Annotated in this window: 24 protein-coding genes; 11 read left to right on the top strand and 13 right to left on the bottom strand. The window is 71.3% G+C overall.

What is annotated here, in order from left to right; genetic code table 11:
- The first annotated feature begins 147 nt into the window (after positions 1-147).
- Complete coding sequence (locus tag ACX80H_RS05835) at positions 148-4,086, top strand: Pls/PosA family non-ribosomal peptide synthetase (protein WP_459313370.1); 3,939 nt, start codon at positions 148-150, stop codon at positions 4,084-4,086.
- A complete protein-coding gene (locus ACX80H_RS05830) occupies positions 4,076-5,443 on the top strand; it encodes a M1 family metallopeptidase (RefSeq protein WP_459311709.1) in 1,368 nt (455 codons plus the stop codon). Before ACX80H_RS05835 ends, ACX80H_RS05830 begins: the two co-directional genes overlap by 11 nt.
- Here ACX80H_RS05830 and ACX80H_RS05825 read toward each other — a convergent pair.
- From ACX80H_RS05825 to ACX80H_RS05800, 6 genes are all read right to left on the bottom strand, one after another.
- Entirely contained in the window at positions 5,440-6,243 is an 804-nt protein-coding gene (locus tag ACX80H_RS05825) for a 4'-phosphopantetheinyl transferase family protein (protein WP_459311708.1), read from the bottom strand. The genes ACX80H_RS05830 and ACX80H_RS05825 overlap by 4 nt on opposite strands.
- Before the next feature lie 97 nt (positions 6,244-6,340).
- On the bottom strand, positions 6,341-6,580 hold the full coding sequence (locus tag ACX80H_RS05820; RefSeq protein WP_459311707.1) for a hypothetical protein: 240 nt from the start codon (positions 6,578-6,580) through the stop codon (positions 6,341-6,343).
- Positions 6,581-6,736: 156 nt separating this feature from the next.
- Positions 6,737-7,705, bottom strand: coding sequence for an NUDIX hydrolase (locus ACX80H_RS05815; RefSeq protein ID WP_459311706.1), 969 nt, complete (start codon positions 7,703-7,705; stop codon positions 6,737-6,739).
- Positions 7,705-9,927 (bottom strand): RNA degradosome polyphosphate kinase, encoded by a 2,223-nt coding sequence (locus ACX80H_RS05810; RefSeq protein WP_459311704.1) that lies wholly within the window; start codon positions 9,925-9,927, stop codon positions 7,705-7,707. The genes ACX80H_RS05815 and ACX80H_RS05810 overlap by 1 nt, the downstream gene beginning before the upstream one ends.
- A gap of 75 nt (positions 9,928-10,002) precedes the next feature.
- Positions 10,003-10,974 carry a mycothiol synthase gene (mshD, locus tag ACX80H_RS05805; protein ID WP_459311703.1) on the bottom strand — a complete coding sequence of 324 codons (972 nt, stop codon included), beginning with the start codon at positions 10,972-10,974 and terminating at the stop codon, positions 10,003-10,005.
- Between the two features lie 219 nt (positions 10,975-11,193).
- Complete coding sequence (locus ACX80H_RS05800) at positions 11,194-11,901, bottom strand: winged helix-turn-helix transcriptional regulator (RefSeq protein WP_087076965.1); 708 nt, start codon at positions 11,899-11,901, stop codon at positions 11,194-11,196.
- Positions 11,902-12,101: 200 nt separating this feature from the next.
- On the opposite strand from ACX80H_RS05800, the gene ACX80H_RS05795 reads away from it, so the two are divergent.
- The 4 genes from ACX80H_RS05795 to ACX80H_RS05780 all read left to right on the top strand — a co-directional run bounded on the left by ACX80H_RS05795 (position 12,102) and on the right by ACX80H_RS05780 (position 15,287).
- Positions 12,102-12,839, top strand: a complete 738-nt coding sequence (locus ACX80H_RS05795) for a hypothetical protein (protein ID WP_459311702.1) — start codon at positions 12,102-12,104, stop codon at positions 12,837-12,839.
- Between the two features lie 207 nt (positions 12,840-13,046).
- The gene (locus ACX80H_RS05790) at positions 13,047-13,646 is read left to right on the top strand and encodes a heme-binding beta-barrel domain-containing protein (RefSeq protein ID WP_459311700.1); all 600 of its coding nucleotides are present in this window, start codon (positions 13,047-13,049) and stop codon (positions 13,644-13,646) included.
- A gap of 109 nt (positions 13,647-13,755) precedes the next feature.
- Positions 13,756-14,844 carry a CAF17-like 4Fe-4S cluster assembly/insertion protein YgfZ gene (gene ygfZ / locus ACX80H_RS05785; RefSeq protein ID WP_459311699.1) on the top strand — a complete coding sequence of 363 codons (1,089 nt, stop codon included), beginning with the start codon at positions 13,756-13,758 and terminating at the stop codon, positions 14,842-14,844.
- The gene (locus tag ACX80H_RS05780; protein ID WP_459311698.1) at positions 14,841-15,287 is read left to right on the top strand and encodes an ankyrin repeat domain-containing protein; all 447 of its coding nucleotides are present in this window, start codon (positions 14,841-14,843) and stop codon (positions 15,285-15,287) included. The genes ygfZ and ACX80H_RS05780 overlap by 4 nt, the downstream gene beginning before the upstream one ends.
- A 214-nt stretch (positions 15,288-15,501) precedes the next feature.
- Here ACX80H_RS05780 and ACX80H_RS05775 read toward each other — a convergent pair whose 3' ends face one another.
- Together ACX80H_RS05775 and ACX80H_RS05770 are read right to left on the bottom strand one after the other, a co-directional pair.
- Positions 15,502-16,221 (bottom strand): GNAT family N-acetyltransferase, encoded by a 720-nt coding sequence (locus ACX80H_RS05775; RefSeq protein ID WP_459311696.1) that lies wholly within the window; start codon positions 16,219-16,221, stop codon positions 15,502-15,504.
- A 7-nt stretch (positions 16,222-16,228) separates the two neighbouring features.
- Positions 16,229-17,254: a 6-phosphofructokinase gene (locus ACX80H_RS05770; protein ID WP_459311694.1), complete on the bottom strand. Its 1,026-nt coding sequence runs from the start codon at positions 17,252-17,254 to the stop codon at positions 16,229-16,231.
- A 226-nt stretch (positions 17,255-17,480) separates the two neighbouring features.
- On the opposite strand from ACX80H_RS05770, the gene ACX80H_RS05765 reads away from it, so the two are divergent.
- Both ACX80H_RS05765 and ACX80H_RS05760 read left to right on the top strand, forming a co-directional pair.
- Positions 17,481-18,347, top strand: coding sequence for a UbiA family prenyltransferase (locus ACX80H_RS05765; RefSeq protein WP_459311693.1), 867 nt, complete (start codon positions 17,481-17,483; stop codon positions 18,345-18,347).
- A complete protein-coding gene (locus ACX80H_RS05760) occupies positions 18,344-19,771 on the top strand; it encodes a phytoene desaturase family protein (RefSeq protein WP_459311691.1) in 1,428 nt (475 codons plus the stop codon). The genes ACX80H_RS05765 and ACX80H_RS05760 overlap by 4 nt, the downstream gene beginning before the upstream one ends.
- Here the strand turns inward: ACX80H_RS05760 and ACX80H_RS05755 are convergent.
- Positions 19,754-20,011, bottom strand: coding sequence for a hypothetical protein (locus ACX80H_RS05755; protein WP_459311690.1), 258 nt, complete (start codon positions 20,009-20,011; stop codon positions 19,754-19,756). The genes ACX80H_RS05760 and ACX80H_RS05755 overlap by 18 nt on opposite strands.
- Positions 20,012-20,355: 344 nt before the next feature.
- On the opposite strand from ACX80H_RS05755, the gene ACX80H_RS05750 reads away from it, so the two are divergent.
- Both ACX80H_RS05750 and ACX80H_RS05745 read left to right on the top strand, forming a co-directional pair.
- The gene (locus ACX80H_RS05750) at positions 20,356-21,015 is read left to right on the top strand and encodes a DUF305 domain-containing protein (RefSeq protein WP_459311688.1); all 660 of its coding nucleotides are present in this window, start codon (positions 20,356-20,358) and stop codon (positions 21,013-21,015) included.
- A 34-nt stretch (positions 21,016-21,049) separates the two neighbouring features.
- Positions 21,050-21,544 (top strand): beta propeller repeat protein, encoded by a 495-nt coding sequence (locus tag ACX80H_RS05745; protein WP_459311687.1) that lies wholly within the window; start codon positions 21,050-21,052, stop codon positions 21,542-21,544.
- A 36-nt stretch (positions 21,545-21,580) separates the two neighbouring features.
- Here ACX80H_RS05745 and ACX80H_RS05740 read toward each other — a convergent pair whose 3' ends face one another.
- From ACX80H_RS05740 to ACX80H_RS05725, 4 genes are all read right to left on the bottom strand, one after another.
- Complete coding sequence (locus ACX80H_RS05740; protein WP_459311686.1) at positions 21,581-22,381, bottom strand: carotenoid biosynthesis protein; 801 nt, start codon at positions 22,379-22,381, stop codon at positions 21,581-21,583.
- Positions 22,382-22,477: 96 nt separating this feature from the next.
- Positions 22,478-22,720, bottom strand: a complete 243-nt coding sequence (locus ACX80H_RS05735; RefSeq protein ID WP_459311684.1) for a PspC domain-containing protein — start codon at positions 22,718-22,720, stop codon at positions 22,478-22,480.
- Between the two features lie 99 nt (positions 22,721-22,819).
- A complete protein-coding gene (locus ACX80H_RS05730) occupies positions 22,820-23,074 on the bottom strand; it encodes a hypothetical protein (protein ID WP_459311682.1) in 255 nt (84 codons plus the stop codon).
- A complete protein-coding gene (locus ACX80H_RS05725) occupies positions 23,071-24,762 on the bottom strand; it encodes a PspC domain-containing protein (RefSeq protein WP_459311680.1) in 1,692 nt (563 codons plus the stop codon). Before ACX80H_RS05725 ends, ACX80H_RS05730 begins: the two co-directional genes overlap by 4 nt.
- 124 nt (positions 24,763-24,886) lie before the next feature.
- Between ACX80H_RS05725 and ACX80H_RS05720 the strand changes: the two genes are divergently transcribed.
- Positions 24,887-26,194: an ATP-binding protein gene (locus ACX80H_RS05720; protein WP_459311678.1), complete on the top strand. Its 1,308-nt coding sequence runs from the start codon at positions 24,887-24,889 to the stop codon at positions 26,192-26,194.
- Positions 26,195-26,240 lie beyond the last annotated feature (46 nt).

Raw genomic sequence — 26,240 nt, 5'->3', positions numbered from 1 at the left:
CTCGTAGGGGGTGGGAATGGGGGTGCTCACCCAGCAAGTCTAGAACGCGGAGCGCAGGGGAACTGCCGGTAGACTGCGCGGACCGGGACAGCCGACGATGCCGGTCACCTGCCGTTCACCTTGCACCGGAAGACTCCAGCCGTGACCATCCCCCCACCCCACACTGCGCCCTCCGTCGATCCGGCCAGCCGTCCTGCAGCCCGGCCGGCGCAGTTCGCCGCCTCCGGACTCGCGCCCGACCCCCGGACGCTGCTCGACATCCTGCACGCCACGGCCAGGGCGCACCCCAGCGCCTCCGCGCTCGATGACGGCACCTCCGCGCTCAGCTACGCGGAGCTGGTCACCGCTGCGGAGACGTTCGCAGGAACACTGCGGGGAGCAGGGGTGGGACGCGGCGATACCGTCGGCGTCCGCCTGCCCTCGGGCACCAACGAGCTCTACATCGCGATCCTCGGCGTGCTCGCGGCGGGTGCGGCCTACGTGCCTGTCGACGCCGACGACCCCGACGAGCGCGCGCACGTCGTCTTCGCCGAGTCGCGGGCCGCCGTCGTCGTCGGGGAAGGCCTCGCGCTGACCCCCGCCGGGCCCTCCCGGGGGGTCGGAGGAGAACCCACGCCCGACGACGACGCCTGGATCATCTTCACCTCCGGGTCCACCGGGACACCGAAGGGCGTGGCCGTGACGCACCGCTCGGCGGCGGCGTTCGTCGACGCCGAGGCCCGCCTGTTCCTGCAGCGGGAGCCGATCGGGCCCGCGGACCGCGTGCTGGCCGGCCTGTCCGTCGCGTTCGATGCCTCGTGCGAGGAGATGTGGCTGGCCTGGCGCTACGGGGCGTGCCTCGTTCCGGCGCCCCGCGCGCTCGTGCGGACCGGCGTCGACCTCGGTCCCTGGCTGATCGCGCGCGGCATCACCGTCGTCTCCACGGTGCCGACGCTCGCCGCCCTGTGGCCCGCGGACGCGCTCGAGAACGTGCGGCTCCTCATCTTCGGCGGCGAAGCGTGCCCGCCGGAACTCGCACAGCGCCTCGCCGTGCACGACCGCGAGGTGTGGAACACCTACGGTCCCACGGAGGCGACCGTCGTCGCCTGCGCCGCCCGCCTCGGCGGGGACGGACCCGTACGGATCGGCCTGCCGCTCGACGGTTGGGACCTCGCCGTCGTGGACGAGTCCGGCGTCCCCGTCCCCGAGGGAGCCGTCGGGGAACTCATCATCGGGGGAGTGGGCCTCGCGCGGTACCTCGACCCCGCGAAGGATGCCGAGAAGTACGCGCCCATGCCGACACTCGGCTGGGACCGGGCCTACCGCTCGGGCGACCTCGTGAGACTCGAGGCGGCCGGGCTCGTGTTCGTGGGCCGGGCGGACGACCAGGTCAAACTCGGCGGACGGCGCATCGAGCTCGGCGAGGTCGACGCCGCGCTGCAGGCCCTCCCCGGGATCGCCGGGGCGGCCGCCGCCGTCCGGACGACGCCGTCGGGCAACCAGCTGCTCGTCGGATACCTGGTGGCGGCCTCCGCCCCCGACCTCGCGGTCCTCCGCGCCCTGCTGGTCGAGCAGCTCCCCGCGGCCCTCGTCCCCCTCCTGACCGTCACCGACGCGCTGCCCACCAAGACCAGCGGCAAGGTGGACCGGAACGCGCTGCCCTGGCCCCTGGCAGGCACAGGGGAGACCGGGGACGCGACGGCGCTCGAGGACCTCGACCCGCGCGTGCAGTGGATCGCCGACCAATGGGCGGCCGTCCTTGGCACCGTCCCGGCCGACGAGGACGCCGACTTCTTCCTGCACGGCGGCGGATCCCTCGCGGCCGCCCGGCTGGTGTCCCTGATCCGTGGACGCTACCCCGTCGTCACCGTCGCGGACGTCTACGCGCATCCACGGCTCGGCGCGCTCGCGGCCTTCGCGGCGAGCACGGGCGACGGCGGCGAGCAGCCCGCCGCCCCTGTCCGGGCCGTGCGGCGCACCGCCCGGAAGTCGCAGGTCTTCCAGACCGTCATGGGCATCCCGCTGCAGTTCCTCGCGGGCATGCGGTGGTTCACCTACGCCATGATCGCCACGAACGTCCTGGCGGGCCTCGGCATCCTCACCGCGGCCCCGACCCTGCCGTGGACCTGGCTCGCCGTGTCCTGGCTCGTCTTCGTCAGTCCGTTCGGCCGCATGGCACTGTCCGTCGCCGCCGCCCGTATGCTGCTCCGCGACGTCCGGCCGGGTGTCTACCCACGCTCCGGGAAGGTGCACCTGCGCCTCTGGCTCGCGGAGCAGATCTCGGACAGCGTCGGTGCCGTCGGCCTCGCGAGCGCCCCCTGGGTGCCCGTGTACGCGAGGGCGCTGGGTGCGCGGATCGGGCCCGACGTCGACCTCCACTCCGTGCCGCCCGTGACAGGCTTCCTCACCCTCGGGGCAGGAGCCTCGGTGGAGCCGGAGGTCGACCTCTCCGGGTGGTGGATCGACGGCGACCGGGTCCACATCGGCACCATCGGCATCGGAGCAGGGGCACTCGTCGGCGCCCGCAGCACCCTCATGCCGGGGACGAGGATCGGCGCCGGGGCCGAGGTGGCGCCCGGATCCGCGGTGCAGGGCGCGGTGAAGGCCGGCCAGCTCTACTCCGGCTCGCCCGCGACCCGAGCGGGTCGCGCCAAGCAGGACTGGCCGGATGCCCCGCCGCGGCGCTCACCCCTGCGCGCGCGGATGGCCTTCCTGGCCTTCGCGGGAGCAGCGGGGGCCCTGGCCCTCATCCCCTTCGTCGCCGCCGTCGTCGCGTCCCTGCCCGTGGTCGCCGCCCTCCGCGGCGCGGCGTCGCTCTCCGCCGTGTGGCCCACGCTCGTCGGTCCCGTCGTGCTCGCCGCGGTCCTCTGGCTCTTGGTCAACGCGCTCCTCGTCCTCGTGACCGTGCGGTTGCTCGGCGTGGGCCTGCGCGAGGGGCACTACCCGGTGCGCAGCCGCATCGGGTGGCAGATCTGGGCCACCGAACGCACACTCGACATGGCCCGCGACCTCCTCTTCCCCCTGTACGCGAGCCTCATCACGCCGGTCTGGCTCCGTCTCCTCGGCGCCCGCGTGGGCAGGAACGTCGAAGCGTCCACGGTCCTCCTGATCCCGAGCATGACCACGATCGGCAAGGGGGCGTTCCTCGCCGACGACACCATGGTGGCCTCGTACGAACTGGGCGGCGGATACCTGCACATCGCTCCCGCGAAGATCGGCAGGCGGGCCTTCCTCGGCAACTCGGGCATGACCTCGCCCGGCCGGCGCGTCCCGAAGAACTCGCTCGTCGCCGTGCTCTCGGCGACACCCGCAAAGGCCAAGGCCGGCAGCTCCTGGTTGGGCAGCCCGCCCTCGCGCCTGCGCCGCCTCGCAGTGACGGGCGACCAGAGCCGCACCTTCCAGCCACCCGCACGGCTCAAGGCCGCCCGTGCCTTCTGGGAACTGTGCCGGATCGTGCCGATCATCCTCACCGTGATGATCGCGGCAGGCGCGCTGGTGATCTTCGACGCCCTGGCCCTGGAGGCCGGCCACACGGTCGCGGCCCTGCTCAGCGGCGTCGTGTTCATGGCCCTCGGGGCCGTCGCCGCGGGCAGCGCCGTCCTCGCGAAGTGGCTGCTCGTGGGACGCATCCAGGCGGGGGAGCACCCCCTGTGGAGTTCGTTCATCTGGCGGAACGAGGTGGTGGACACCTTCATCGAGAGCGTGAGCGCGCCGTGGTTCGCCCGGGCCGCCAGCGGTACCCCCGCCCTGGTGTGGTGGCTGCGTGCCCTCGGCTCGAGGATCGGGCAGGGCGTCTGGTGCGAGAGCTACTGGCTCCCCGAGGCGGACCTCGTGACGCTGGGAGCGGGGTCCACCGTCAACCGGGGATGCGTGGTGCAGACGCACCTCTTCCATGACAGGATCATGAGCATGGACACCGTCGAGCTCGCAGCAGGGGCGACCCTCGGCCCGCACAGTGTGATCCTGCCCGCCGCCGACATCGACTCCGGTGCCACCGTGGGCCCGGCGTCCCTCGTCATGCGGGGTGAGACCGTACCCGCCGGCACCTACTGGATGGGGAACCCGGTCAGCTCGTGGACCGGGCCGGGGCCGGTGCGTGAGCAGTAGCCCCGAACGCCTCGCGCCCGATCCCTACACCCCGGCCAACGGCAGCACCGCGTACCGCGTCCAGCACTACGACCTCACCCTCGACTACAAGCTCGCCAGCAATCGCCTCGCGGGGCGCGCGGTCCTGACGATGACGGCGCACCGCGAACTGCATCAGCTCGAGCTGGATCTGAGCGGCCTGCGCACCACCAAGGTCACCTCCGACACGGTGCGCGTGCGCTCGTTCAAGGAACGGGCGGGCAAGCTCGTAATCGCCTTCCGCGACCCCGTGCCGTACGACGCCGAGCTGCGGCTCGACATCCGCTACGAGGGGAGCCCCGCGCCCATCAGCGGGGTGTGGGGGGACGTCGGCTGGGAGGAACTGACCGACGGCGTCCTCGTGGCAGGACAGCCCACGGGAGCACCGTCCTGGTTCCCCTGCAACGACCATCCGTCGCAGAAGGCGGCCTACCGCTTCACCGTGACCACCGACGCCGGCTACCGCGCCGTCTGCAACGGCGTCCTGGTCTCGCGCATCGCCAAGTCCAGCCGGACCACCTGGGTGTACGAGCAGGCCGAGCCGATGGCCACCTACCTCGCGACCGCGCAGATCGGGCGGTACGACCTCGTGGCGCTGAACGATCCCGCGCAGCCCGCCGTCAGCCTGCCCCGACATGCCACCGCGCGGGAGCCGGGACGCCCCGTGCCGCAGTACGCGGCCGTACCCGCGGGCCTCGCGCCCGCGGCGAGGGTCGCCCTCGGTCGCCACCACGAGATGATGGCGGCCTTCGAGGAGCGCTTCGGACCCTACCCGTTCCCGCAGTACCTCGTGGTGGTCACGGACGACGAGCTGGAGATCCCGCTCGAGGCGCAGACGCTGTCCATCATCGGGCGCAACCACCTCGACCAGGGCTGGGACGCCCAGCGCCTGGTCGCTCATGAACTAGCGCACCAGTGGTTCGGCAACGCCGTCACCACGGCCCGCTGGCAGGACATCTGGCTGCACGAGGGGTTCGCCTGCTACGCCGAGTGGCTCTGGTCCGAGGCGAGCGGTGCCACGACGGCGGATGCGCACGCGCGGTCCACGCACGAGCGGCTCACCCGGGAAGCGCAGGACCTGGTGCTCGGGAACCCGGGGGCCGCGGACATGTTCGACGACCGCGTCTACAAGCGAGGCGCCCTCACGCTGCATGCACTCCGCGCCGCAGCCGGCGACGACGCCTTCTTCGGGGTCCTCCGCTCCTGGTCCGCGGAGCACCGGTTCGGCTCGGTCACGACGCCCGACTTCCTCGCGCTCGCGGCCCGTGCCCTGCCGGACGTCGACGTCGAGGGACTCCTGGGCCCCTGGCTGTTCGCCGAGGCACTGCCGTCCCTCTAGGAGGGGCCCGCCGTCCGACGGCCGGCTCGCACCGGAACGGACAGCCGATCGATGGCGGTGGTCACGGGAGGGTCGGTGGTCACCGGATGGTCGGTGGTCACGGCAACGGCGGCGGCCAGGCCCTCCTCGGCGAGCAGGACCCCGTCGATCTCGCGCAGGTCGGTGATCCGTGCGTCGTCGAGGACCTCGAGATCACCCGGGTCCAGAGCGCCGGAACCCGCGCCCGTGCTAAAGCCCGACCCGAGGGCCTTGGCAAGCGCCTCCTTCCGCGCCCAGAGCCGTGCCCGTGCGTCGTCCCGATCGGCCGGGGGCATGTCCCGGACCGATCGTCGCTCGCGCAGCGTCAGCGCCACGTCGTCGAAACCGTCGAACCGCACCCCGGAGACCGCCGTGACGTCCACACCGAGGCCCTGGCCGTCGCCGGGAGCGAGCCCGCCCTGAAGGAGGACGCCGAGCAGCGCGAAGCCCGGGGCGCGGGAAAGGCTCAATGCCAGGGGGACCGGGTCGCCGTCGATCAGGTAGCCGGGCCGCCCATGGTCTGCCCCACCGTCGGGGGAGCATCGCGGGCAGGTGAAGTCCGACAGGAGACGCGCGGGGTCGACGCCGAGCAGCTCGGCCGCGAGGTCCCGCAACGCAGAGCGCCCGGTCATGAACCGTGCTGCCTGGGACGGATCGGCGAAACGTCCGGCGCGCTCACGTTCGATGTGGTCGAGCGTCCCGAGCAGCGCGCCCGGCGGCGGGAGGTCTGTCCCGGGTGCGGTACGAACGAGTCGGGTCACCACGCCCGTGGACAGCGTCACAGCGCGTTCCCCGGTCGCCGTCGGATCGTCATCCCCCCATGATCCCCGACCGGTGTACCAGCACCGAGCACCGAGCACCGCGTGCCGAGTGCCCGGGCTAGGAGCGGACGCCGAAGAGCTCGTTGCGCACGTCCTCGCGGAGTACGAACGGGCGCGGCCGGCCGGCGTCGGCATGCCGGCCGTACACGTAGTATCCGCGGCCCTCGCCCGGGCCACCGGCGGCGCGGTCGATGGCGTGCAGAAGGCGGGGCGTCAGCGGCCCTGCCGGCCCGATTCTGTGGAGTTCCTCGATCTCATGCGGTGCGAGTCCCCGCACGACGCCCTTCACATCGGCCATCTCGGTGCTCCTGTCCTCCGCTGCGTGCCCTGCATGAGCACCCGACTCTAGGGACCGGGCGTGAACGAAGCGTGAACGTGGGCGGGACCGCCGGTGATACTCCGATGACCGACGCGGCTGTACCCGCCGCAGGAGTGGTCCCCGGCGAATCCGGGGTCAGTCGTCGTAGGCGCGGAACTGCTCCACCGAGACGATGCGTCCGGGGTCGAGGCTGCTGACCTGGCAGATGACGGCCTCGCCCGGCGCGAGGTAGGGGTCGTGGGCGGGGAGGAGCTTTCGCAGCCTGCTGGTCATGTGGCTGCCCAGGACCGAGAACACGAGGGGGAGCACCGGGCGATGCGTGCAGAGGACGACCGGGCGGCGCTTGTCGAAGACCCGCTCGACGGCGGTCCGGGCACGCCCCGGCCTGCGGGCGGCGTCGTGCTCGGTGAGGGCGTCCACGAGCTTCAGCTTCGCGCTGCGCTGGTGCACGTAGGGGGAGATGGTCTGGACGCAGCGCTCCCAGGGGCTGCTCACCACGCGCTCGGGGCTCCAGGCCTGTAGCAGCCGGCTCACCGCGACGGCCTGCCGCCGGCCGGTCGCGGCCAGCGGCCGCTCGCCCTCGGCCCTGCTCCACGAGGACCGGGGTTTCGCCTTCGCGTGCCGGACGACGATCAGCGGCCAGGTCTGCAGGTCCTTCGCCCGGTGAGCTTCGACGAGGGCGTCGAGGGGTTCGATGTCGGACGGATTGGACAGCAGTTCACGTGCCTTCTCCGGCGACACCCATTCGGCCCGGTCCACTTCCTTCCCGTCCGGGGCGGCGATCAGCCGCTCGGCCCGGGCCGCCCAGTAGTGCACGGCCTTGTCGCCGGAGGACACCGGGTAGTTGATCGTGGCGAGCGGGATGCCGAGCGTGACGCTCAGCCCCACCTCCTCGAACGTCTCACGGACGGCGCACTCGGGCGTCGTCTCGCCCGGATCGAGCTTGCCCTTCGGCCAGGACCAGTCCTTGTAGCGGGGACGGTGGATGATGAGGAGCTCGAGTTCACCTTTCCCGATGCGCCAGCAGAGCGTTCCGGCAGCGACCACGGCGGTACCGCTTGCCTGCGCCTCGGCGGCGGGGGCGGCCTTCGTCGGGGTGGCCATCAGCGGCGTGACACCGCACGCTGGCGGGCCCGGGAGGCGAGCAGCCAGGACTGGATGTCCTCGAGCGGCGCGCCGACGTCGTCCTTGTGGTGACGCGTCCAGCAGCCGGTCTCGTCGAGGTGCCAGCTGGAGACCGCGGGGTTCATGTAGCGGTCCATGAGGGTCATCAGGTAGGAGATGTCCTCGGGGGAGCTGAGCTGCACGAGGGCCTCGACGCGGCGGTCCAGGTTGCGGTGCATCATGTCGGCCGAGCCGATGAAGACCGCCGGTTCGCCGCCGTTCGCGAAGGCGAACACGCGGGAGTGCTCCAGGAAGCGCCCGAGGACGGAGCGGACGGTCACGTTCTCGCTGAGGCCCGGGACGCCCGGTCGCACCGAGCAGATGCCGCGGACGATCACGTCGACCTGGACGCCCGCCTGGGATGCGCGGTACAGCGAGTCGATGATCGCCTCGTCGACCATCGAGTTGACCTTGATGACCACGCGCGCCGCGAGTCCGGCATGCTTGTTGGCGATCTCACGCTCGATGCGGTCGATCAGGCCCGAGCGCACGGAGCGCGGAGCGACGAGGAGCCGCTTGAAGGTGGACTTCGGCGCGTACCCGGAGAGCTGGTTGAACAGGCGCGACAGGTCCTGGCCCACCTGCTCGTTGGCCGTGAGCAGCCCGAGGTCCTCGTAGTACCGGGCGGTGCGCGGGTGGTAGTTGCCCGTGCCGATGTGGCAGTAGCGCCGCAGCCCGTCGATCTCCTGCCGCACCACGAGCGAGAGCTTGCAGTGCGTCTTGAGGCCCACGATCCCGTAGACCACGTGCACGCCGGCCTGCTCGAGCTTCCGGGCCCAGGAGATGTTCGCCTGCTCGTCGAAGCGGGCTTTGATCTCCACGAGCGCGAGGACCTGCTTGCCCGCCTCGGCGGCGTCGATCAGGGCGTCGACGATGGGGGAGTCGCCCGACGTCCGGTACAGGGTCTGCTTGATCGCCTGCACCTTCGGGTCGGCGGCGGCCTGCTCCAGGAAGGCCTGGACCGACGTCGAGAACGAGTCGTACGGGTGGTGCAGCAGGATGTCCCGGCGGCGCATCGCCGCGAACACGTTCGCGGCCTTGGAGGTCTCGCTCTCGTTGAGGTACCGGCTCGTGTGCGGGACGTGCTTGGGGTAGTGGAGGTCGCCGCGGTCGATACCGGCGATGACGCTGAGCCCGCGCAGGTCGAGGGGAGCGGGCAGGTTGTAGACCTCGTCCTCCTCGACGCCGAGTTCGCGGGACAGGAGCGCCCGGATGCTCGGGTTGATGTCCGTGGTCACCTCGAGGCGCACGGGCGGGCCGAAGCGGCGCCGCAGCAGCTCCTTCTCGAGCGCCTGCAGGAGGTTCTCGGCGTCGTCCTCCTCGACCTCGAGGTCCTCGTTGCGCGTGACGCGGAACAGGTGGTGTTCGAGGACCTCCATGCCGGGGAAGAGCTGGTCCAGGTGGACGGCGATGACCTCCTCCAGCGGGATGAAGCGCGCGACGCGTCCGGCCACGTTGCCGGCGCGGGGTCCGTCGACGGACATCAGGCGCGGCAGCTGGTCGGGCACCTTGACACGTGCGAACAGCTCTTTCTCGCTGATCGGGTTGCGCACCACGACGGCGAGGTTCAGGGACAGTCCGGAGATGTAGGGGAAGGGGTGCGCGGGGTCCACGGCGAGGGGCGTGAGGATCGGGAAGACCTTCTCGGCGAAGATCTTGTGCAGCTCGGCCCTGGCAGGCTGGTCGAGCTCCTCCCACGTGGTGAGGTGGATCTGCTCCCGGGCGAGGGCCGGCCGGATGTGCTCGGCGAAGACGGCCGCGTGGCGCTTCTGCAGCTGGTAGCCGTCCTGCATGATCTTCTCGAGCTGCTCGATGGGGCTCAGGCCGGCCGCGGAGGGGACTGCCAGGCCCGTGGCGATGCGGCGTTTCAGGCCGGCGACGCGCACCATGAAGAACTCGTCCAGGTTGGACGCGAAGATGGACAGGAAGCTGACGCGCTCGAGGAGGAAGAGGTCGGGGTCCTCCGCGAGTTCGAGGACGCGGGCGTTGAAGTCGAGCCAGCTGATCTCGCGGTCCAGGAAGCGGTCCGGCCGGATGTCGCCGGACGGCAGGAGGCTGGGGGCGAAGTCCGGGATGTCGATGCGGTCCTGGGTCGCCCGGGCCGGCGCCGTCTCGGAAGATCCGTACAGTGACGCTCCCCGGCGTTTTGTCTCTGAATCCATTGCGTCTCCTGCGGCGTGGGCGGGCGTGAGCGAGTGCGCCGCTCGGTCCAGCCGGGAGGCGCCTCGAAAATAACCTTACAAGGTGGGTTGCGGCGCCTTGCCCGCGTACATGACGTCCACGTCCCAGCGGGTGAAGCCGAGCTTCCGGTACAGGGCGACGGCGGCGGTGTTGTCGGCGTCGACGTACAGCATGATGGCCTGCAGTCCCTTGCCGTGGAGGTATTCGATGCCGGCGATCGTGAGGGCCTTGCCGAGGCCCATGCCCTGGGCTTCCGGAGTGACGCCGACAACGTACACCTCGCCCATGGGCGGGTGTGCGCCGATGCCGGGATGGATCTTCGTCCAGTGGAAGCCGAGCAGTGAGCCGTCCTCCTCGCGCACCGCCAGCAGGAACCCGTCGGCGTCGAACCAGTCCTCGTCCATCCGCGCCTCGAGGTCGGCGCGCGTTGTGGCGCCCTGTTCGGGGTGGTGGGCGAACGCAGCCGCGTTGGCTGCCAGCCACGCCTCCTCGTCCCGGCCCCGGACGAACGCGCGCAGGGCCACTCCCTCGGGAAGCTGCAGGGCGGGGACGGACTGTTCGACGGCGGCACGCGTCAGGCGCATGCGCCACAGCTCCCGCACGGGTTCGAAGCCGAAGCGCGCGGCGAGGTCGGCGGCGGCGGAGTGGTTCCCGTGGGACCATCCCCGGAGGCCGGGGATGCCCTCGGCCAGGACGGCCTCGATGAGCGCGGTTCCGGCGCCCTCGCCACGGCCGTCGGGGGCGACGACGAGTTCGAGCACTGCGCCGTCCTCGGTGCCGCGGGTGATGACGGCCACGCCCGCCAGTTCACTCTCCTGCTGCCCGGAGTTCCGTGCTGTGACGACCAGCAGCCGGCCCCCGGCGTCCTGCGCCCGGAGGGTCACCAGGGTCTGTTCGGACAGGGGCGGATTCCCGTCCGCCTCGGTGGCGGCTGATGCGAGGCGGTGTATCTCCTCGAGGGCGGCGGGCGAAGGGGCGCCCACGACCCTGTCGACGGACCAGGTGGGGGCGTGCTGCGCGGCTGTCATGCGCCCAGCCTAGTCCCCGCTCCTTTCCCGCGGTTTGGCCGACCAGCCGGCATGGGGTAGTGTCGGTAACTGCTCGAGGGGGATGCACCAGTGGGGTGCCCGCGATACGTTCGACCCGTATGTCCTCCACCAGGGTCCGGCCTTTCGGTCCGGATACGCGAAAGCCCCCTTCACCAGCAGGTGGAGGGGGCTTTCGCGTGGTGTCTTCGTGGTGTCGTGTCAGGCGTCCTGGTTGACCGGGCTGCGATCCTCCGGCAGGCGGGTCAGCGTGAAGCGGTACCCGACGTTCCGCACCGTGCCGATCAGCTGCTCATGGTCCGCTCCCAGTTTCGCCCGCAGGCGCCGGACATGGACGTCGACGGTGCGCGTGCCGCCGTAGTAGTCGTAGCCCCACACCTCGTGCAGGAGCTGGTCCCGGGTGAAGACGCGGCCCGGATGCTGCGCCAGGTACTTGAGGAGCTCGAACTCCTTGTACGTCAGGTTCAGGGGCTCGCCGCCGACCCTCGCCGTGTAGCTGGCTTCGTCGATCACGACGCCGGACGCATGGATCTCGGTGCTCGTCTCCTCGCTCGCCGCCGTCGACCGCGCGATGACGAGGCGCAGCCGCGCCTCCACTTCTGCAGGGCCCGCCGAGTCGAGGACCACGTCGTCCGCCAGCCAGTTGGCCGCCACCGCTGCCATGCCGCCCTCGGTGAGGACGAGGACCAGGGGCGCGCTCAGGCCGGTGGCCTTGAGGAGCTGGGTGAGGGACCGGGCGCCGACCAGGTCCTTGCGCGCGTCCACCAGGACGACATCGCAGGGTTCGGTCTCGAGGAGTGCCGTGGGCTCGGCCGCGAGGATGTGCACCTTGTGGTTGAGCAGTTCGAGGGCCGGCAGGATGTCGACCGACGAGCCGGTGGTGTTGGTGAGCATCAGGATGTGCGGCATGGGTCCTCCACGGATCGGGTATGCGCATCATCGGGCAGCGGTGCCCTCGTTCCCGGAACCGGTCTCGAGGGCGGTAGAGATTTCGACAAGTATAGCCGCAGGCGTGTGATCGGACGCACGTGCGCGTCCTGCCCGGCGCGGGCCGGTTTTCCCGTCCTCAGTACCGGTAGGGCAGTATTGCTGGAGTGAAGAGGACGAGCGTGGCCACCGCGGCCGGAGCCGCGGCCGTGGCGGCAGGCGCCATCGTCGCGTCCTCGTACGCCTCCCCGCTCATCACCGCCATCACCGCAGGTGCGGCGTGCATCCTGGCCGCCATCGGGTGGCCCGCCATCCTCCGCGTCCCCGCCAGGAAGAGCCAGTCGGCGGCCATCGGGCTCAGTGCCCTGCTCGCCGTGGTCCTGGCGGCCACGGTGCCCGGGCCGGCCTTCCTGACCTGGTTCCCGGCGTCCGTGGCGCTCGGCGTCGGAGCGGTCTTCATGATCCAGCTCCTGCGCGGGACGGGCCAGAGCCACCGCCTGGAGTCCACCCTCGGAGCCAGTGCGGGGGTGATCGCCGTCGGCATGGGCTCGGGCTGGGCCGCAGCGGACCGCCTGGCCGCCAACGCGGCCGATTCCGGCATGATGCTCGTGACCGGGGTCAGCATCCTCGTCGCGATCGCGGTCTCCCTCCTGCCGCTCCCGGACCGGCTCGTGGCACCTGCCGCCGTCGCCCTCGCGACACTCGCCGGGCCCCTCGGCGCACTGCTGTTCACCGACGTGCCCGCGCTCGCCGCGGCAGTGGTGGGACTCGCCTGCGGCGCCGTCATCGCCGGGACGCGGCGGCTCCTGGTCGGCCGCGAGGCGCCGCTGGACCCCGTCGCAGCCGTGGCGGCGGGCGTCACCCCGGTGCTCGCGATCGGCTCCGTGGTCTACTTCCTCGACAAGCTCCTCCTGTCCTAAGCTCGGATCAGGGCATTCGTGCCCTCCGGTCCTGCGTCCCGTGCTGTCCGGAGCGGGCGTTAGGATGGGAGCATGTCCATCCTCGCTCTTGAAATCTTCTTCATCTCGCTGCTGGTCGTCGCCGGTCTCGGCATGGCGGGTTTCGCAGCCCTCGTCATCACGCGCCTGTACAAGGGCCAGAAGTAGCCGACTGACCCCGGAGTACCCATGTCGATTGACCTGCCCACCGACCTGACACCCGAGCTCGTCCCACTGTCGTGGCTCCTCGGAACCTGGGAGGGGACCGGGATGCTCGGTGAGGGCACCGCGGACTCGGAGCGCTTCTCGCAGCGCGTCGTGTTCTCGCAGAACGGACTCCCGTACCTGCAGTACAGCGCCAAGTCCTGGCTCATCGACGAGCAGGGCTCGCAGTTGCGGCCGCTCTCCGTCGAAACGGGCTTCTGGGCGCTCGACCGCAAACTGAACGACGCCGACGTCGGCCCCGGCCTGAGCCCCGCGGACATCGTCCCGGCCCTGAAGACCGCCGACGAGGTCGAGCAGTTCCGCAATGACGCCGGCGGCTTCGACATCACCGCCACCATCGTCCACCCCGGCGGTATCGCCGAGCTCTACTACGGAAGCATCAAGGGTCCGCAGATCCAGCTCAGCACCGACCTCGTGATGCGCGGCCAGCACTCCAAGGAGTACACCGCCGCCACCCGCCTGTTCGGACTCGTCGAGGGCAACCTGTACTGGCGCTGGGACGTCGCGGCGGACGGCAACTCGCTCGAGGCCCACGCCTCCGCCATCCTGAGGAAAGCCTCCTGACCGGAGCACCTGCCGTCACGTCCTCGCGTGGTCGTGTACCTACGTACGGCTCCGCCGCATGCCATCAGCTGACGCAGGAATAGTCCTGCCCGGAAGGCGTTATACCGTCATGATCCCAAGTCCCCTCCTGAGCCGTGCCGGTGCCGTCGAGGGTGGCGGACCGGACGCCGGCGTCGCCGCCCACTACGGCGACCCCTTCCGTGAACAGCGTCTCCTCGCCGACGGCCAGGCCGTCGTCGACCTCTCGCACCGCGGCGTCGTGACGGTTTCCGGTCCCGATCGCCTCAGCTGGCTCAACACCCTGTCCTCGCAGCTGCTCCTCGGCCTCCAGCCCGGACAGAGCTCCGAGACGCTGCTCCTCACCGTGCAGGGCCGCATCGAGCACTCGGTCCATGTCGTGGACGACGGCGCCGTCGCCTGGCTCATCAGCGAGGGGAGCGAGGCGGCACCGCTCGCCGCCTGGCTCGAGCGCATGAAGTTCATGCTCCGCGTCGAGGTCACGGACGCCACCGACGCATGGGCTGTCCTCGGCGCGACCCGGGCCCTGCCCGAACTGGGCGACGACGTCCTCGTCTGGGACGATCCCTGGCCCTCCACCGGGTCCGGAGGTTATGCCTACTCGACGGTCGACGACGCCGGACACCCCGGACGGGAACGGCCCTGGTTCGAGTACCTCGTGCCGCGCGACGGCCTGGAAGCGGCGGTCACGTCCTCGGGGCTCGCCCTCGCCGGTTCGCTCGCGGCCGAGGCCCTGCGCATAGCCGCCTGGCGGCCCCGACACGGCTTCGAGACGGATGAGAAGACGATCCCGCACGAACTCGACCTGCTGCGCACCGCCGTACACCTCGCGAAGGGGTGCTACAAGGGGCAGGAGACCATCGCCCGCGTCCACAACCTCGGTCACCCGCCACGCCGCCTGACCTTCCTCCACCTCGACGGCAGCCAGCACACGCTCCCGGCGGCAGGGAGCGCCGTCCTCAGCGAGGGCCGCACCGTGGGCCGCGTGACATCGGTCGGTCACCACTACGAGATGGGCCCCATCGCCCTCGCCGTGCTCAAGCGTTCCGCCGATGCCTCGGCTGACCTGGTGGTGCAGGACGGCGAGGAGATGTACGCCGCCGGCCAGGAGGTCATCGTGGCACCGGACGCCGGGCAGGTCGTCGGGCGGGCGACGGGATTCCTGAAGGGGCCGCGATGAGCGCCGGGACCGATGGCGGTGCGGGTAGGGACAATGACGCGGGACCGGGCGTAACCGACGACGATACGGGTGCGGCGGCCGCGATCGCCCTTGCCCACGCGCTGTTCGATGCTGCCCGCCAGGGGGACAGCGCGCTGCTGGCGCGGTACCTCGACGCAGGAGTGCCGTTCACGCTGACCAACTCGGCCGGTGACAGCCTGCTCATGCTCGCCGCCTACAACGGGCACCCGGCCATCGTGCGCGACCTCCTGGGGCGCGGCGCCGATGCCGACCAGCCCAACGACCGCGGACAGACACCCCTGGCGGGCGCCGTCTTCAAGGGACACACGGACGTGGTCCGGCTCCTCGTCGACGCCGGGGCGGACCCTGACGCGGGGACCCCCTCCGCGCGTGCCGCTGCCGAGATGTTCGGCCGGACGGAGCTCGTCGAGCTGTTCGGCTAGTTCTGCCCGCCGCTGCCTACAGGGCCCACTCCGTGGCGCGCCGGGACAGCTAAGCATGCGCCTGTCGGGGCGTATTGGCCACGGGGCCGCCCGAGGAGAGGTCGGGGAAGGCAGGAAGCCCGGGGCGGCGGCATCGGTCCGTGCACGGCGGCGTCCCTGGCGCAGCGCGAACACCGCACCCCGGATACCCGCGCCGATCTCATCCCGAAGCGGGTCAGGTGTCGAGCAGCACCGACGTCTGCGTTCCGGCGAAGGCGAACCCTGCACGGCGGGCAGTCCGCTGGGACGCGGTGTTGTCGGTCCTGGCACTCCACTGCGGGATCAGGCCCGCGGCCATGGCCTCCTCGACGGCGACCGCGGTGACGCGCTGGGCGTGGCCCTTCCGTCGATGCTCCGGGGGTGTGAGGACCGCGAGATGGGCCAGGATGCCCTCCCAGATGTCGTAGCCCGCGCCGGCCAGGGGAGTCGGTTCGTCGGTCTCCTGGTCGCCCTCGTCGACGAGGACGAACGGGTGCTCCACGCCGCTGAGGTGCGCCTCGGCGACGTCGTCGGGCGGGCACCGCCGCTCGAGCGCCCGGACGAGGCCGGCCTCGCTGGACACGACGGCCGGCGGACCCTCGAACCCGGGCAGGGCGTCGCAGAAGTAGAGCTGCGCCTCGCCGAGGCCGCGCCCGCCGTGGTCCCGGCTGAGCGTGAGCAGGGTCGAGGAGCTGCGCAGTTCCAGGGCCGGCAGGTGCCTCCCCGCGTCGACGGCCCATGCCGGACCCCGCAGGACCTCCCGGCCGAACAGCGTCACGAAGGTCAGGACCGGGGCGTCGTCGTCGATGCTGTACAGGCGGCCCTCGCCGCCGTCGGCGAGGGCGCCGTCGTCGAGCCCCAGCAGACGCGACCAGGCGAGCTGGATGATCGAGACCGTCCCGGGGTCGAGTTCCACGGGGACCTCAGCCGAACAGGATCGCGGCTTCGTCGTAGCGGTGCTGCGGAACCCGCTTGAGGTTGCCGAGCGCCGCCTCGAAGCCGACATGTGCGATCTCGGTGCCGTGGAGCGAGACCATGGTGCCCCACAGTTCGTCCTTCACGGAATCGACGGCGGCCATCCCGAGACGGGTGGCGAGTACGCGGTCGAACGACGTCGGGACGCCGCCACGCTGGATGTGGCCGAGGATGGTCGCGCGGGTCTCGATGCCCGTGCGTGCTTCCAGTTCCGGCGCGAGCTGGTCGGCGATGCCGCCCAGGCGGGGGCGGCCGAACGTGTCCAGGCCGCGCTCGGAGTGCGCCTGCTCCAGGTGGGAGGGCACGAAGCCCTCTGCGACGACGACGAGGGGCGCGCGTCCTCGGGCGTTCGCGGTCGAGACCCACTCGGCGATCTGCTCGATGCTGGTCTGCTGCTCTGGGATCAGGATGGCGTGGGCGCCGGACGCCATGCCGGCGTGCAGGGCGATCCAGCCCACGTGCCGGCCCATGACCTCCGCGATCATGCAGCGGCTGTGGGACTCGCCCGTGGTGCGGAGCCGGTCGATGGCCTCGGTCGCGATCTGGACGGCCGTGTCGAAACCGAAGGTGTAGTCGGTGGCGTCGAGGTCGTTGTCGACGGTCTTGGGGACTCCGACGATCTTCAGGCCGAGGTCCGTGAGCCGCTTCGCTGCCGCGAGGGTGCCTTCGCCGCCGATCGCGATCATCGCGTCGATGCCCAGACGCGCCATGTTCTCCTTGATGGCCTCCGCCCCGCCCTTGCCCTCGAAGGGATTGGTGCGGGAGGTCCCGAGGATCGTGCCGCCCTGCTTCGAGATACCCCTCACCGCGTGCCTGGGGAGGTCGATGATGTTCCCCTCGACGACCCCGCGCCAGCCGTCACGGAATCCGACGAACTCCTGGTCGTGCGTCTTGATGCCCTTGAGGACGGCGCCGCGGATGACGGCGTTCAGCCCGGGGCAGTCGCCGCCGCTGGTGAGGATTCCGATCTTCATATGGTCTGGGGTTCCTTCGACGAGGGGTGGATGATGCTTCAGGAGCACACCGTCGGGCCCAGCTATGATTCTAGACACACCGGGGAAGCCCACCCGACTACGTCACATCGGCCCGTAACCCCCGTCGCCGGACCGACCCCCGGAACCACGTAGGCTGGGGGCACCCGGCGCACGGGCGGCCCAGACCCGTCCGTTGCGTCCCCGCCGGTCCGAGGAGGACACAGCAGTGCCCCAGGCAGGTTTCGCGCCAGCGGCGCTGCGCACGGTCCATATCTCCCGGCCGGTCCTCTGGATCAACACCCTGGGCACCGGCGTCGTCGGCATGTGGCTCACCGGGACGTTCTGGGACGGGGGTGTCCTCGCCCTCCTGGTCTGGCTCACGCTGCCGTTCAACCTGCTCATCTACGGTGTGAACGACATCTTCGACCAGGACACCGACGCCCTGAACCCGCGCAAGGGATCGCTCGAGGGCGCCCGCATCCGGGCCACCGAGGTCCGGGCCATCTGGCTCTGGGTCCTCGTCACCAACGTGCCGTTCCTCGCCTGGTTCGTGGCGACGCTGCCCCCGGCGGCACTCGCCTGGATCGCGCTGTACGCGCTCGTCTTCGTCTTCTACTCCGCGCCTCCGCTGCGCTTCAAGGCGCGGCCCTTCCTCGATTCGATCAGCAACGCGGCCTACGCCTTCCCCCTGGTCTTCGTGCCCTACGCCCTCGGCGAGGAGCCGGTCTGGGCTGCCGCGATCGGCCTGATGGCCTGGAGCGCGGCCAAGCACACCTACGATGCCGTGCAGGACATCGACGAGGACAGGGGAGTGGGCATCACCACGACGGCGGTCAGGCTGGGCGCCCGCGGGGTCGTGGCCTGGAGCGGTGCGTGGTGGGCTGCGGCGACAGTGTGCTTCGCGCTCGTCAACATCCCGGTGGCCGTGGTGAACGTGCTCATCGCCGGTTGGCTGCTCCTGGGCCTGTACCGCGACCCGCGCCCCGAGACGGGCCACCGGCTGTACCGGTACTCCATCGCCTTCCCCTACGTGGCCGGGACCGTGGCGGGCGTGCAGCTCGTGGCCGCCCTGACGCTGGGCCTGTACCGGTGAGCCGCGTCGTCGTCGTCGGGGGCGGGATCGGCGGACTGACTGCCGCGGCGCTCCTCGGACGGGCGGGCCACAGCGTGACCCTGCTCGAGGCCGCCGGACGTGTGGGCGGGAAGAGCCGCCGCGTGGAGGTGGCGGGACAGTGCATGGACACCGGTCCGTCCCTGTTCACCTTCCCGGGCGTCTGGGAGGAACTCCTCCGCCGGCTCGACGCCGTCGCTGCGCCCGGTGCCGCGAGCGCTGCGGACGTCGCGGCCCTCCGCCTGGAGCGGCTGCCGGAGGTCGGCACCTACTACTACCGGGGCGAGGAGTGCGCCCTGCCTGTCCCGGCGGGTCACCCCTGGCACGCGGCGTGGGTGCGCTTCGCCGCCGAGCACGGCATCCTCGGCGGCGACGTCTCGAGCCTGCTGACCACGGGACCGCTGGAGCAGGCCGCGTATCCCGCGCTGGCCCGGCTGGCGGGACTGTACGGGCGCCGGCTCACCACCCGGAGCTACCTCGACAGCCTGCCCTGGCTGCCCGAGGGACTGCGCGAGGTCATCGCGATCCACACCCTCAACGCGGGTGTCAGCCCCACCCGCACGCCCGCCCTGTACGCGAGCCTGCCCGCGATCATGGCGAACGACGGCGTCTGGATCCCCGAGGGTGGCGTCTACGAGCTGGTGCTGGCCCTGGAACGGCTGGCCGTCGACGCCGGCGTGGAGATCCGCACGGGTGAGCCGGTGCAGCGCATCGGGCGACGGCGAGTGGTCACCGCCGTTGGGACCTACCCGGCCGACGCCGTCGTCAGCGGGCTCGATTCCTCCCGGCTCGCCGGTCTGCTGGCGGGCCGGCGCCCGCGCACACCGAGGAAGCTCACCTGCTCGGCCGTCGGGATCTACGCCGTCCTCGCCGAACCGCTCCCGGAGGGGACCGCGCGCCACGGCGTGATCCTGCCGGACGATCCCGCGGCGCTCTATGCCAGCCTCGAAGCCGGGGACGAGCCGGAGCAGACCATGGCCTTCGCCAACTACTACCCGGCCCACGGCGTCTACCCGAATGCATCGGCGACCCTCGCACTGCTCCTCACCGCTCCGGCGAACGGCAGGAGCTACTCCCTCGAGGATCCCTTCGTGCGCCGCGAACTGGACCGGACCACGCGCGTGCTGGGGCTGCCCGAGCCCGTCGAGGAGTACTTCGAGGCCTACGAGATCCTGGATCCGGGCTACTTCGGCGAGCACGGTTCCGCGGGCGGTGCGCTCTACGGAGCCGTCCATCCGGCCTGGCTGAGCGGCCCCTTCCACGTCCCGGGCTACTCGGATCCGCTGCGGCCGTGGCTCTGGCGCGTCGGCGCGTCGGTCCACCCCGGGGGTGGTCTGCCGGCCGTCCTCGGCGGGGCGATGATGTCCACGCAAAAGCTGCTGTCCCGTCTAGGGTCTCCCGCCTGAGCCGGCGTTTCGCCTGTCGCGGGGGAACGGCGACCACCGGGCGGGCCTGCCCGAACCGGTGAGTCCGCGCGGCTTGTCGATGGAGAGGACAAGGGCGACGACGAGCACGAGCAGAGCGGCGCCGGCGTGCAGGATCGGCGAGGCGCTCGGACTGGACGATGCCGGTGCCGAGGGTGGGCGGGGTGAAGGCTTCCTGGGCGGCTCGGCGTGGCCGCCGGGGCGGTCGGGTGACTCGGCCATGTCCTGCTCCTGTGTCTCGTCGTCTGCTCCCTCTCCACTGGAGGCATCGGGAACGGCCCGGTTGGGCCGCTCACCGTCATCTCGCTACGCTGGATCGACGCCCGTGCACCGGGCGACGACCAAGGACCCGACAGGGCAGGAAGGAAGCGGACGGTGACCAGGAACCGTACGTCCTCATCGCTGTCACGCACCGCCCTCGGCCTCCTCGGCCTAGCCCCGGTCATCATCGGGGTCCTCGCCATGCATGTCTGGACGGCCCCGCACCCTGTCCCGGCGCGGGGCACCCGCGGCCCCCAGGGGCACCCGACGCTGATACAGCCACGTACCGAAGGATCCCGGACATCATGAAGCACTACCGTTCCGTTTCAGCACTGACCCTCGCCGCAGCCCTCACCCTCACGGCGTGTGGTTCCTCGGGCGGCAGCGAGACCCACACCACCCACACCAGCGATGCCTCCGCACCGACCTCCGACGCGTCCGTGCCCACCTCCGGCGAGGACGCCGCGTCGGAGGAGCACAACGACGCGGACGTCCTGTTCGCGCAGACGATGATCCCGCACCACCGGCAGGCCGTCGAGATGAGCGAGATGATGCTCGCCAAGGACGGCATCAGCTCCGACGTCGTGGACCTCGCGACCACCATCAAGGACGCGCAGGGGCCGGAGATGGGCACGATGACCGGCTGGCTCGAGTCCTGGGGTGAGCCCATCGAAGCCGAGGGTGCCAAGGGCGGCATGGAAGGCCACGACATGCACTCGGATTCCGGATCGATGGACGGCATGATGAGCGACGACCAGATGTCCGAACTCGACGCCGCCGAGGGAGACGAAGCATCACGCCTGTTCCTCGAGTCCATGACCGCCCATCACGAGGGAGCGATCGGCATGGCACAGGACGAGATCGACAGTGGCCGGAACCCCGAAGCGGTCCAGCTCGCGGAGACCATCGTGGAGACGCAGCAGGCCGAGATCGACACGATGGCCGGCCTCCTCGAGGGCCTCTGACAGGCCCGCACCTTCTACCCTGGGCGGGATTCCCGTGCTGTTGGCCACCCACGACGGACTCTTCGACGTCTCCCGGTCCCCTGCAGAACAGGTGGGCCCGAGCAGCGACCTCATGAGCCCCACCAGTACGGACGGCACCCTCTACGCGTCCGGCCATCCCGGACCCGGCACCGACCTGCCCGACCCTGTCGGCCTCATCACCCCGACGGACCAGGGAAACACCTGGACCCCCGTGGCCAGGCAGGGCGAAACGGACTTCCACGCGCTCGCCGTGGTCGGCACGGACCTCGTCGGTTACGAAGGCCGGATCCTGACGAGTACCGAGGGGCACCACTGGACCGTCACCGCCGAGGACATCCCTGCCCACAGCCTCGCCGGGGCCCTCGACGGGGAGCCTGCCGCCATCGCCATCGCCATCGCCGTGGTCCGGGACGACGACGGCACCACCGGGATCTGGGTCGCCACCGCCGACGGTGTCCAGGTCTCCCGCAACGACGGCGCAACCTTCGCACCGCTGCGGGCTTCCTGATCCCCACCGGCAGGGGTGCAGCCCGCCCGGCGCCGGTCAGGCGGGCGCGGCGTGTGCTGTCGCGGTTGCAGGCGCAGGGTCGATAGCATGCGCGAGCTGCAGACGTCGGCGGACCAGCAGGACGATCAGCCCGGCAGCGAGCACGGCGGGGAAGACGAGCCCCGAGAAGATGCAGACACCCAGCCACAGGAACATCGAGACGAGCAGGCTGTCGAGCAGGCCCGGTCGCAGCGCGCGGTCCGTGAGGCGACGGCCCCCGATCCAGGTGACGAGCGCCGAGGCGATAAGCCCCGAGAGGAGCCACCCGCCGTAGTTCGAGAGCGGGACCCCGTAGTAGGGGCCGCCGTCCTCCCAGATCCAGAAGCCGAGGGCCACGGCGCCCGGATCCAGGACGCCGTCGATGAGGACCAGCAGCAGTCCACCGAGGACGATCCTGCGCAGGGCCGTCCCGGTGCCCGACACCACGGCTACCGCGCCGATCACCAGCGGGACGTAGGAGAGGGGCAGCAGGTACGGCACGAGGCCGAGGATCGTGGGACCCAGCGGATCCCCGTAGTGGAAATCGCCGTAGGGCACGCCCGTCGCGACGCCGAATCCTTCGATCAGGTAGCCGAAGACGGACACCGCCACCAGTGCTGCCGCGCCGCGGGCACCGCCGAACTGGCGCACCAGGGCGATGAACGCCGGCAGCGCGATCAGCAGGTTGAAGCCGTAGGACGCATAGCTCGCGCCTTCCACGTCCGGGAATCGCACCACGAAGTAGCCGGAGACGAAGAGGAACGCGCAGGACGCGATGAGCAGGCGGGGGAAGCCGCGGGGGGCAGAGGTCTTCGGCACGGCTTCCATCCTTGCAGGTCCACCGCGGTCCCGGAGGCAGGAGGAAGGGGCATCCGCGGAAAATGCGGATGCCCCTTCGTTCGTGCAGCGCGGTCCCTAACGATGCGTGAGGAGCTGCTCCAGGGCGATGCTGCCGTCGGTCTTGGGCAGCAGGAGCCACAGGACCAGGTAGAGCGGAAGGCCGATGAACGGGAGGAGGAAGCTGAGCAGCATCACGATGCGCACGTAGCTCACGCGCCAGCCGTACTGTCGGGCGATGCCTGAGGCGATACCGCCGAGGATGCCGCCGGGAGCCCGCTTGATGGGGGAGGAGCGGAGGAAGCTGTAGAGGGGTTGCATCGGAGTGCCTTTCGATCAGGGAGGGGGTCGGGACGAGGCTTCGAGGAGCCTGGAAGGGATAGGGCAGGAGCGGATGGCTCTGGCGTGGTCGGGATCCGCTCAGTATTCCGGAGCGTGGACTGCGTCGTCGTCCTGGCTGTCGGTCGTCGTGCGGGTCCGCAGGGACAGGATCCCCCCGGCGACGAGCGACAGTCCGACTCCGATGAGCAGGCCGAGCGCCACCACCACGGGGTCGATGTCGAGTGCGACGAACTGGCCGAGCAGGACCAGGCCGGCGACCGCGAGGATCACCGCCCCCCACACGATGGTGACGACGCGCGGGCGGCGTTCCGGTCCGGTGATCGAGGTGCTCATGGTGTGTCTCCTGTATCGGTGGTGCCGGTGCTCTGCGGCGGGAAGGTGCCATCGGTGCCGGTATCAATGCCGGTATCGGTGCCGGTATCGGTTGCGGTGAGGATGGTGAGGTTGCTCAGGGCGCCCCTTACATCGAGGATCAGGGCGGCTCCCGTGGCTTCGGGGTTCAGATCGCCCCTGCCCAACTGGAGGACGCCTCCGTCGCCCCGGAAGGCGGGCGACAGGGTGTCCGGGTCGGCCGTCGCTCCCAGGGCGTCCGCATTGGCGAGGGCCATCCGGGTGCGTACCTCGACGGGCACGTTCCGCGGAACGATGACGGTGACGTCGCTGGCGAAGGAGTTCACCGGGACCACGACGTCCCGTGCGGGTGAGGGCAGGCCGGCGAGGTCGATCGTGGCCTGGGCTGCCATGACGCTGTAGCCGTCGGACGCCGTCCGGAGCGATGTCGGCGTGGTCCTCGTCTCCTGCGCGACGACCCAGGAGCCGCCGACGAGAGTGAGGGACGCGATGAGCGCGCCGAGGGTCGCCAACGCCGCGGTGACACCCACGAGACCCGAGCTCCGTCCCCGCACGCCCAGTCCGACGATGCCGAGCGCGAGCACGATGGCGGCTGCCGCGAGCGCCACAGCGGCAGCATTGGCGACGTCGAGGATGCGCGTGTAGTCCAGTACGAGGAGGACCGCTGCGGTGATGGTCGCCCCGCCGAGAAGGAGGGCCGTCACGGATCCGGAGGGCCGGATGCGGGTGGCTCGGTGGTCCCGGATGGCCGGCGGGACGCTTGCCGGTCCCCCCGGGTCCTGGGACCACGCGGCGTCGGCCCCCGAATAACCCGATCCCGCGGCCCACGGCGCCGGCTGGTAGGGCAGCGGATAGGTCTGCGTGTAGGGCTGCGGGTAGGACTCCGTCTCGGTTCCCCGGGAGAACGGCGGAGAGGGCTGCGAGGAGGGCTGCGCAGACGCATCGGGGGAATCCTGGGCGGGATCGCCGTCGACGTCTCCGCGGCTGGATACGGCACGGTCCCCGGTGAATGCGAACGCTCCGGATGCTCCTGACTGTCCGTCGCCGGGGCCGGACGGCTCGCTGGAAGGGGCGGGCGCCGGTGACACCGGGGGTTCCGCCGCCCCGTAGGGCATCGGGCCGAAGGGCTGCGGCTGGCCGGCTCCACCGCCGGTGGGGCCCGGGTACGGGGTCCCGGGACGGGCGCCGCCCCTGCCGGAGCGATTGACAATCCAGTAGACGAAGAGGACGACGGCCCCGATCCAGAACAGCGTCCACAGCAGGCCGCCGGCTCCGCCATCATGGGCGGAGACGTCCGGGCGCCACAGGCCGATCGCCACGAGCACGGCGGCTCCCGTCAGCCCGGAACTCCAGGAGCCCCGTCCGGCCTGCTCGACATGGATGCGCCCGTCGGGTTCCGGGAGCAGCGCCCAGGCCAGCCCGTACAGCAGGACGCCGATGCCGCCGAAGACCGAGAGGACCACGATCAGGCCGCGGACGAGGGCCAGGTCGAGGCCCGTGCGGCGGGCGACGCCACCTGCGACACCTCCCACCCAGCGGTCCGGCGTCCGGGTGATGTCGAGGCCCCGGATCCAGCGGAAGAACGAGGACGAGGCGGGACGTTCCGCCTGATGCGATGCGGCCGGTTCGTGCTGCCAGGACGGCCCGCCTGGTGAGGGTGCTGAAGTCATGCTCCTATCCTTCCGGCGGCGGCCGGACGCGACTATCGGGGCCTACCCTGAGCGGACCCTGATTACACCCTGATTGGCATCGGGGAGCGGCCCCGAGCGCCCGCCGTCGTGCTTGGATGGGGGTATGAGACCCCCGCTGCTGCGCAGATCCGACGGCGTGATCGCCGGCGTCTGCGCCGGGCTCGCCGTGCACCTCGGGATCCAACGCTCCTGGGTCCGCATCGGCATGGCCATGCTGACCCTCGCGTCCGGCGCCGGGGTCTTCCTGTACGCGTGGCTCTGGATCTTCGTCCCGACGGCCGCCGATAAGGCCGCGGAGCACGGACGGCCGACAGGCCCGGCCGCCTTCATGCAGGACGTCGGCACGAAGAACGGGCGGATACGGCCGGACGCCCGGACCGGCGCGGCCGCATCCCGTCCGGCGGCAAGCCCCTTCGACGCCGAGTCATGGCGCGAGCGGACGCTGCGCGCCGGCCGGCGGGAGGTCCTGTTCGGAACGGTGCTGCTGGTCGCGGCGGCCGTGATCGTGGTGCAGTTGCTGGGGCTGCCGGTGAACTGGGGCTTCCTCGTCCCGATCGCCGTCGTGGCGACCGGCGCCGCCCTCGCATGGTCCCAGCTCGACGACGTGCGCCGGGCCCGGGTCATGAACCGTGCGGGGGCCGGACGGGCCGGCGGGGCGCTGCGCCTGCTCGCGGGCATCGTGCTCGTCATCGCCGGCGTGCTCGTCGCCCTGTCCAGCAGCGGCTCGTGGACGCTGACCATGGCCACCCTCGTCGCGGTGCTCGCCGTCCTCGCCGGCGTCGTCCTGGTCCTCGCGCCGTGGGGCCTCAAGTTCTGGCGCGACCTGGAGACGGAGCGGGCGGCCCGCGTGCGGGAGACGGAGCGTGCCGAGATCGCGGCCCACCTGCACGACTCCGTCCTGCAGACCCTCGCGCTCATCCAGAACCGCGCGGACTCCGAGACGGACGTGCTGCGCCTGGCGCGTGCGCAGGAGCGGGAACTGCGCCAGTGGCTGTTCGCCGATCCGGCGAGGGACCCCGGCAGCCTCGCCGAACGCCTCCGCGGGATGGCGGGCGAGATCGAGGACCGCTACGGGCACCCGGTCACGGTCGTCGCCGTCGGTGATGCAGCGCTGGGAGCGGGCGAGGACGCCCTGGCGCAGGCAGCGAGGGAAGCGATGCTGAACGCGGCGAAGCACGCGGGAGGCGCCGTCTCCGTCTACCTCGAGGCGGGCCCGGACTCCGTGGAGGTGTTCGTTCGGGACAGGGGCAGTGGCTTCGACCCGGCAGCCGTCCCGGCGGACCGCCTCGGGATCCGGGAATCCATCACCAGCAGGATGCTCCGCCATGGAGGATCCTCCGAGCTCCGCAGCGACGGGGACGGCACCGAGGTGCGGCTCCGGCTGCCGCGGCAAGCCGGAAGCGCCGCGTAGGCCACCACGGGGCGACAACAGAGCCCGACAGGGGCGTGACAGAGGG

Source organism: Arthrobacter pasteuri (assembly GCF_054510955.1).
Note: the sequence above shows the minus strand (reverse complement) of the source record. Positions and strands in the feature narration are given on the sequence as shown.

What these genes read in the sequence shown, in the direction of transcription:
- ACX80H_RS05820 (WP_459311707.1), bottom strand. Translation starts at nt 6,580, where the DNA reads ATGGCCGATGTGAAGGGCGTCGTGCGGGGACTCGCACCGCATGAGATC.
- ACX80H_RS05815 (WP_459311706.1), bottom strand. Translation starts at nt 7,705, where the DNA reads ATGGCCACCCCGACGAAGGCCGCCCCCGCCGCCGAGGCGCAGGCAAGC.
- ACX80H_RS05810 (WP_459311704.1), bottom strand. Translation starts at nt 9,927, where the DNA reads ATGGATTCAGAGACAAAACGCCGGGGAGCGTCACTGTACGGATCTTCC.
- mshD (WP_459311703.1), bottom strand. Translation starts at nt 10,974, where the DNA reads ATGACAGCCGCGCAGCACGCCCCCACCTGGTCCGTCGACAGGGTCGTG.
- ACX80H_RS05800 (WP_087076965.1), bottom strand. Translation starts at nt 11,901, where the DNA reads ATGCCGCACATCCTGATGCTCACCAACACCACCGGCTCGTCGGTCGAC.
- ACX80H_RS05790 (WP_459311700.1), top strand. Translation starts at nt 13,047, where the DNA reads ATGTCGATTGACCTGCCCACCGACCTGACACCCGAGCTCGTCCCACTG.
- ygfZ (WP_459311699.1), top strand. Translation starts at nt 13,756, where the DNA reads ATGATCCCAAGTCCCCTCCTGAGCCGTGCCGGTGCCGTCGAGGGTGGC.
- ACX80H_RS05780 (WP_459311698.1), top strand. Translation starts at nt 14,841, where the DNA reads ATGAGCGCCGGGACCGATGGCGGTGCGGGTAGGGACAATGACGCGGGA.
- ACX80H_RS05770 (WP_459311694.1), bottom strand. Translation starts at nt 17,254, where the DNA reads ATGAAGATCGGAATCCTCACCAGCGGCGGCGACTGCCCCGGGCTGAAC.
- ACX80H_RS05755 (WP_459311690.1), bottom strand. Translation starts at nt 20,011, where the DNA reads ATGGCCGAGTCACCCGACCGCCCCGGCGGCCACGCCGAGCCGCCCAGG.
- ACX80H_RS05750 (WP_459311688.1), top strand. Translation starts at nt 20,356, where the DNA reads ATGAAGCACTACCGTTCCGTTTCAGCACTGACCCTCGCCGCAGCCCTC.
- ACX80H_RS05735 (WP_459311684.1), bottom strand. Translation starts at nt 22,720, where the DNA reads ATGCAACCCCTCTACAGCTTCCTCCGCTCCTCCCCCATCAAGCGGGCT.
- ACX80H_RS05730 (WP_459311682.1), bottom strand. Translation starts at nt 23,074, where the DNA reads ATGAGCACCTCGATCACCGGACCGGAACGCCGCCCGCGCGTCGTCACC.
- ACX80H_RS05725 (WP_459311680.1), bottom strand. Translation starts at nt 24,762, where the DNA reads ATGACTTCAGCACCCTCACCAGGCGGGCCGTCCTGGCAGCACGAACCG.
- ACX80H_RS05720 (WP_459311678.1), top strand. Translation starts at nt 24,887, where the DNA reads ATGAGACCCCCGCTGCTGCGCAGATCCGACGGCGTGATCGCCGGCGTC.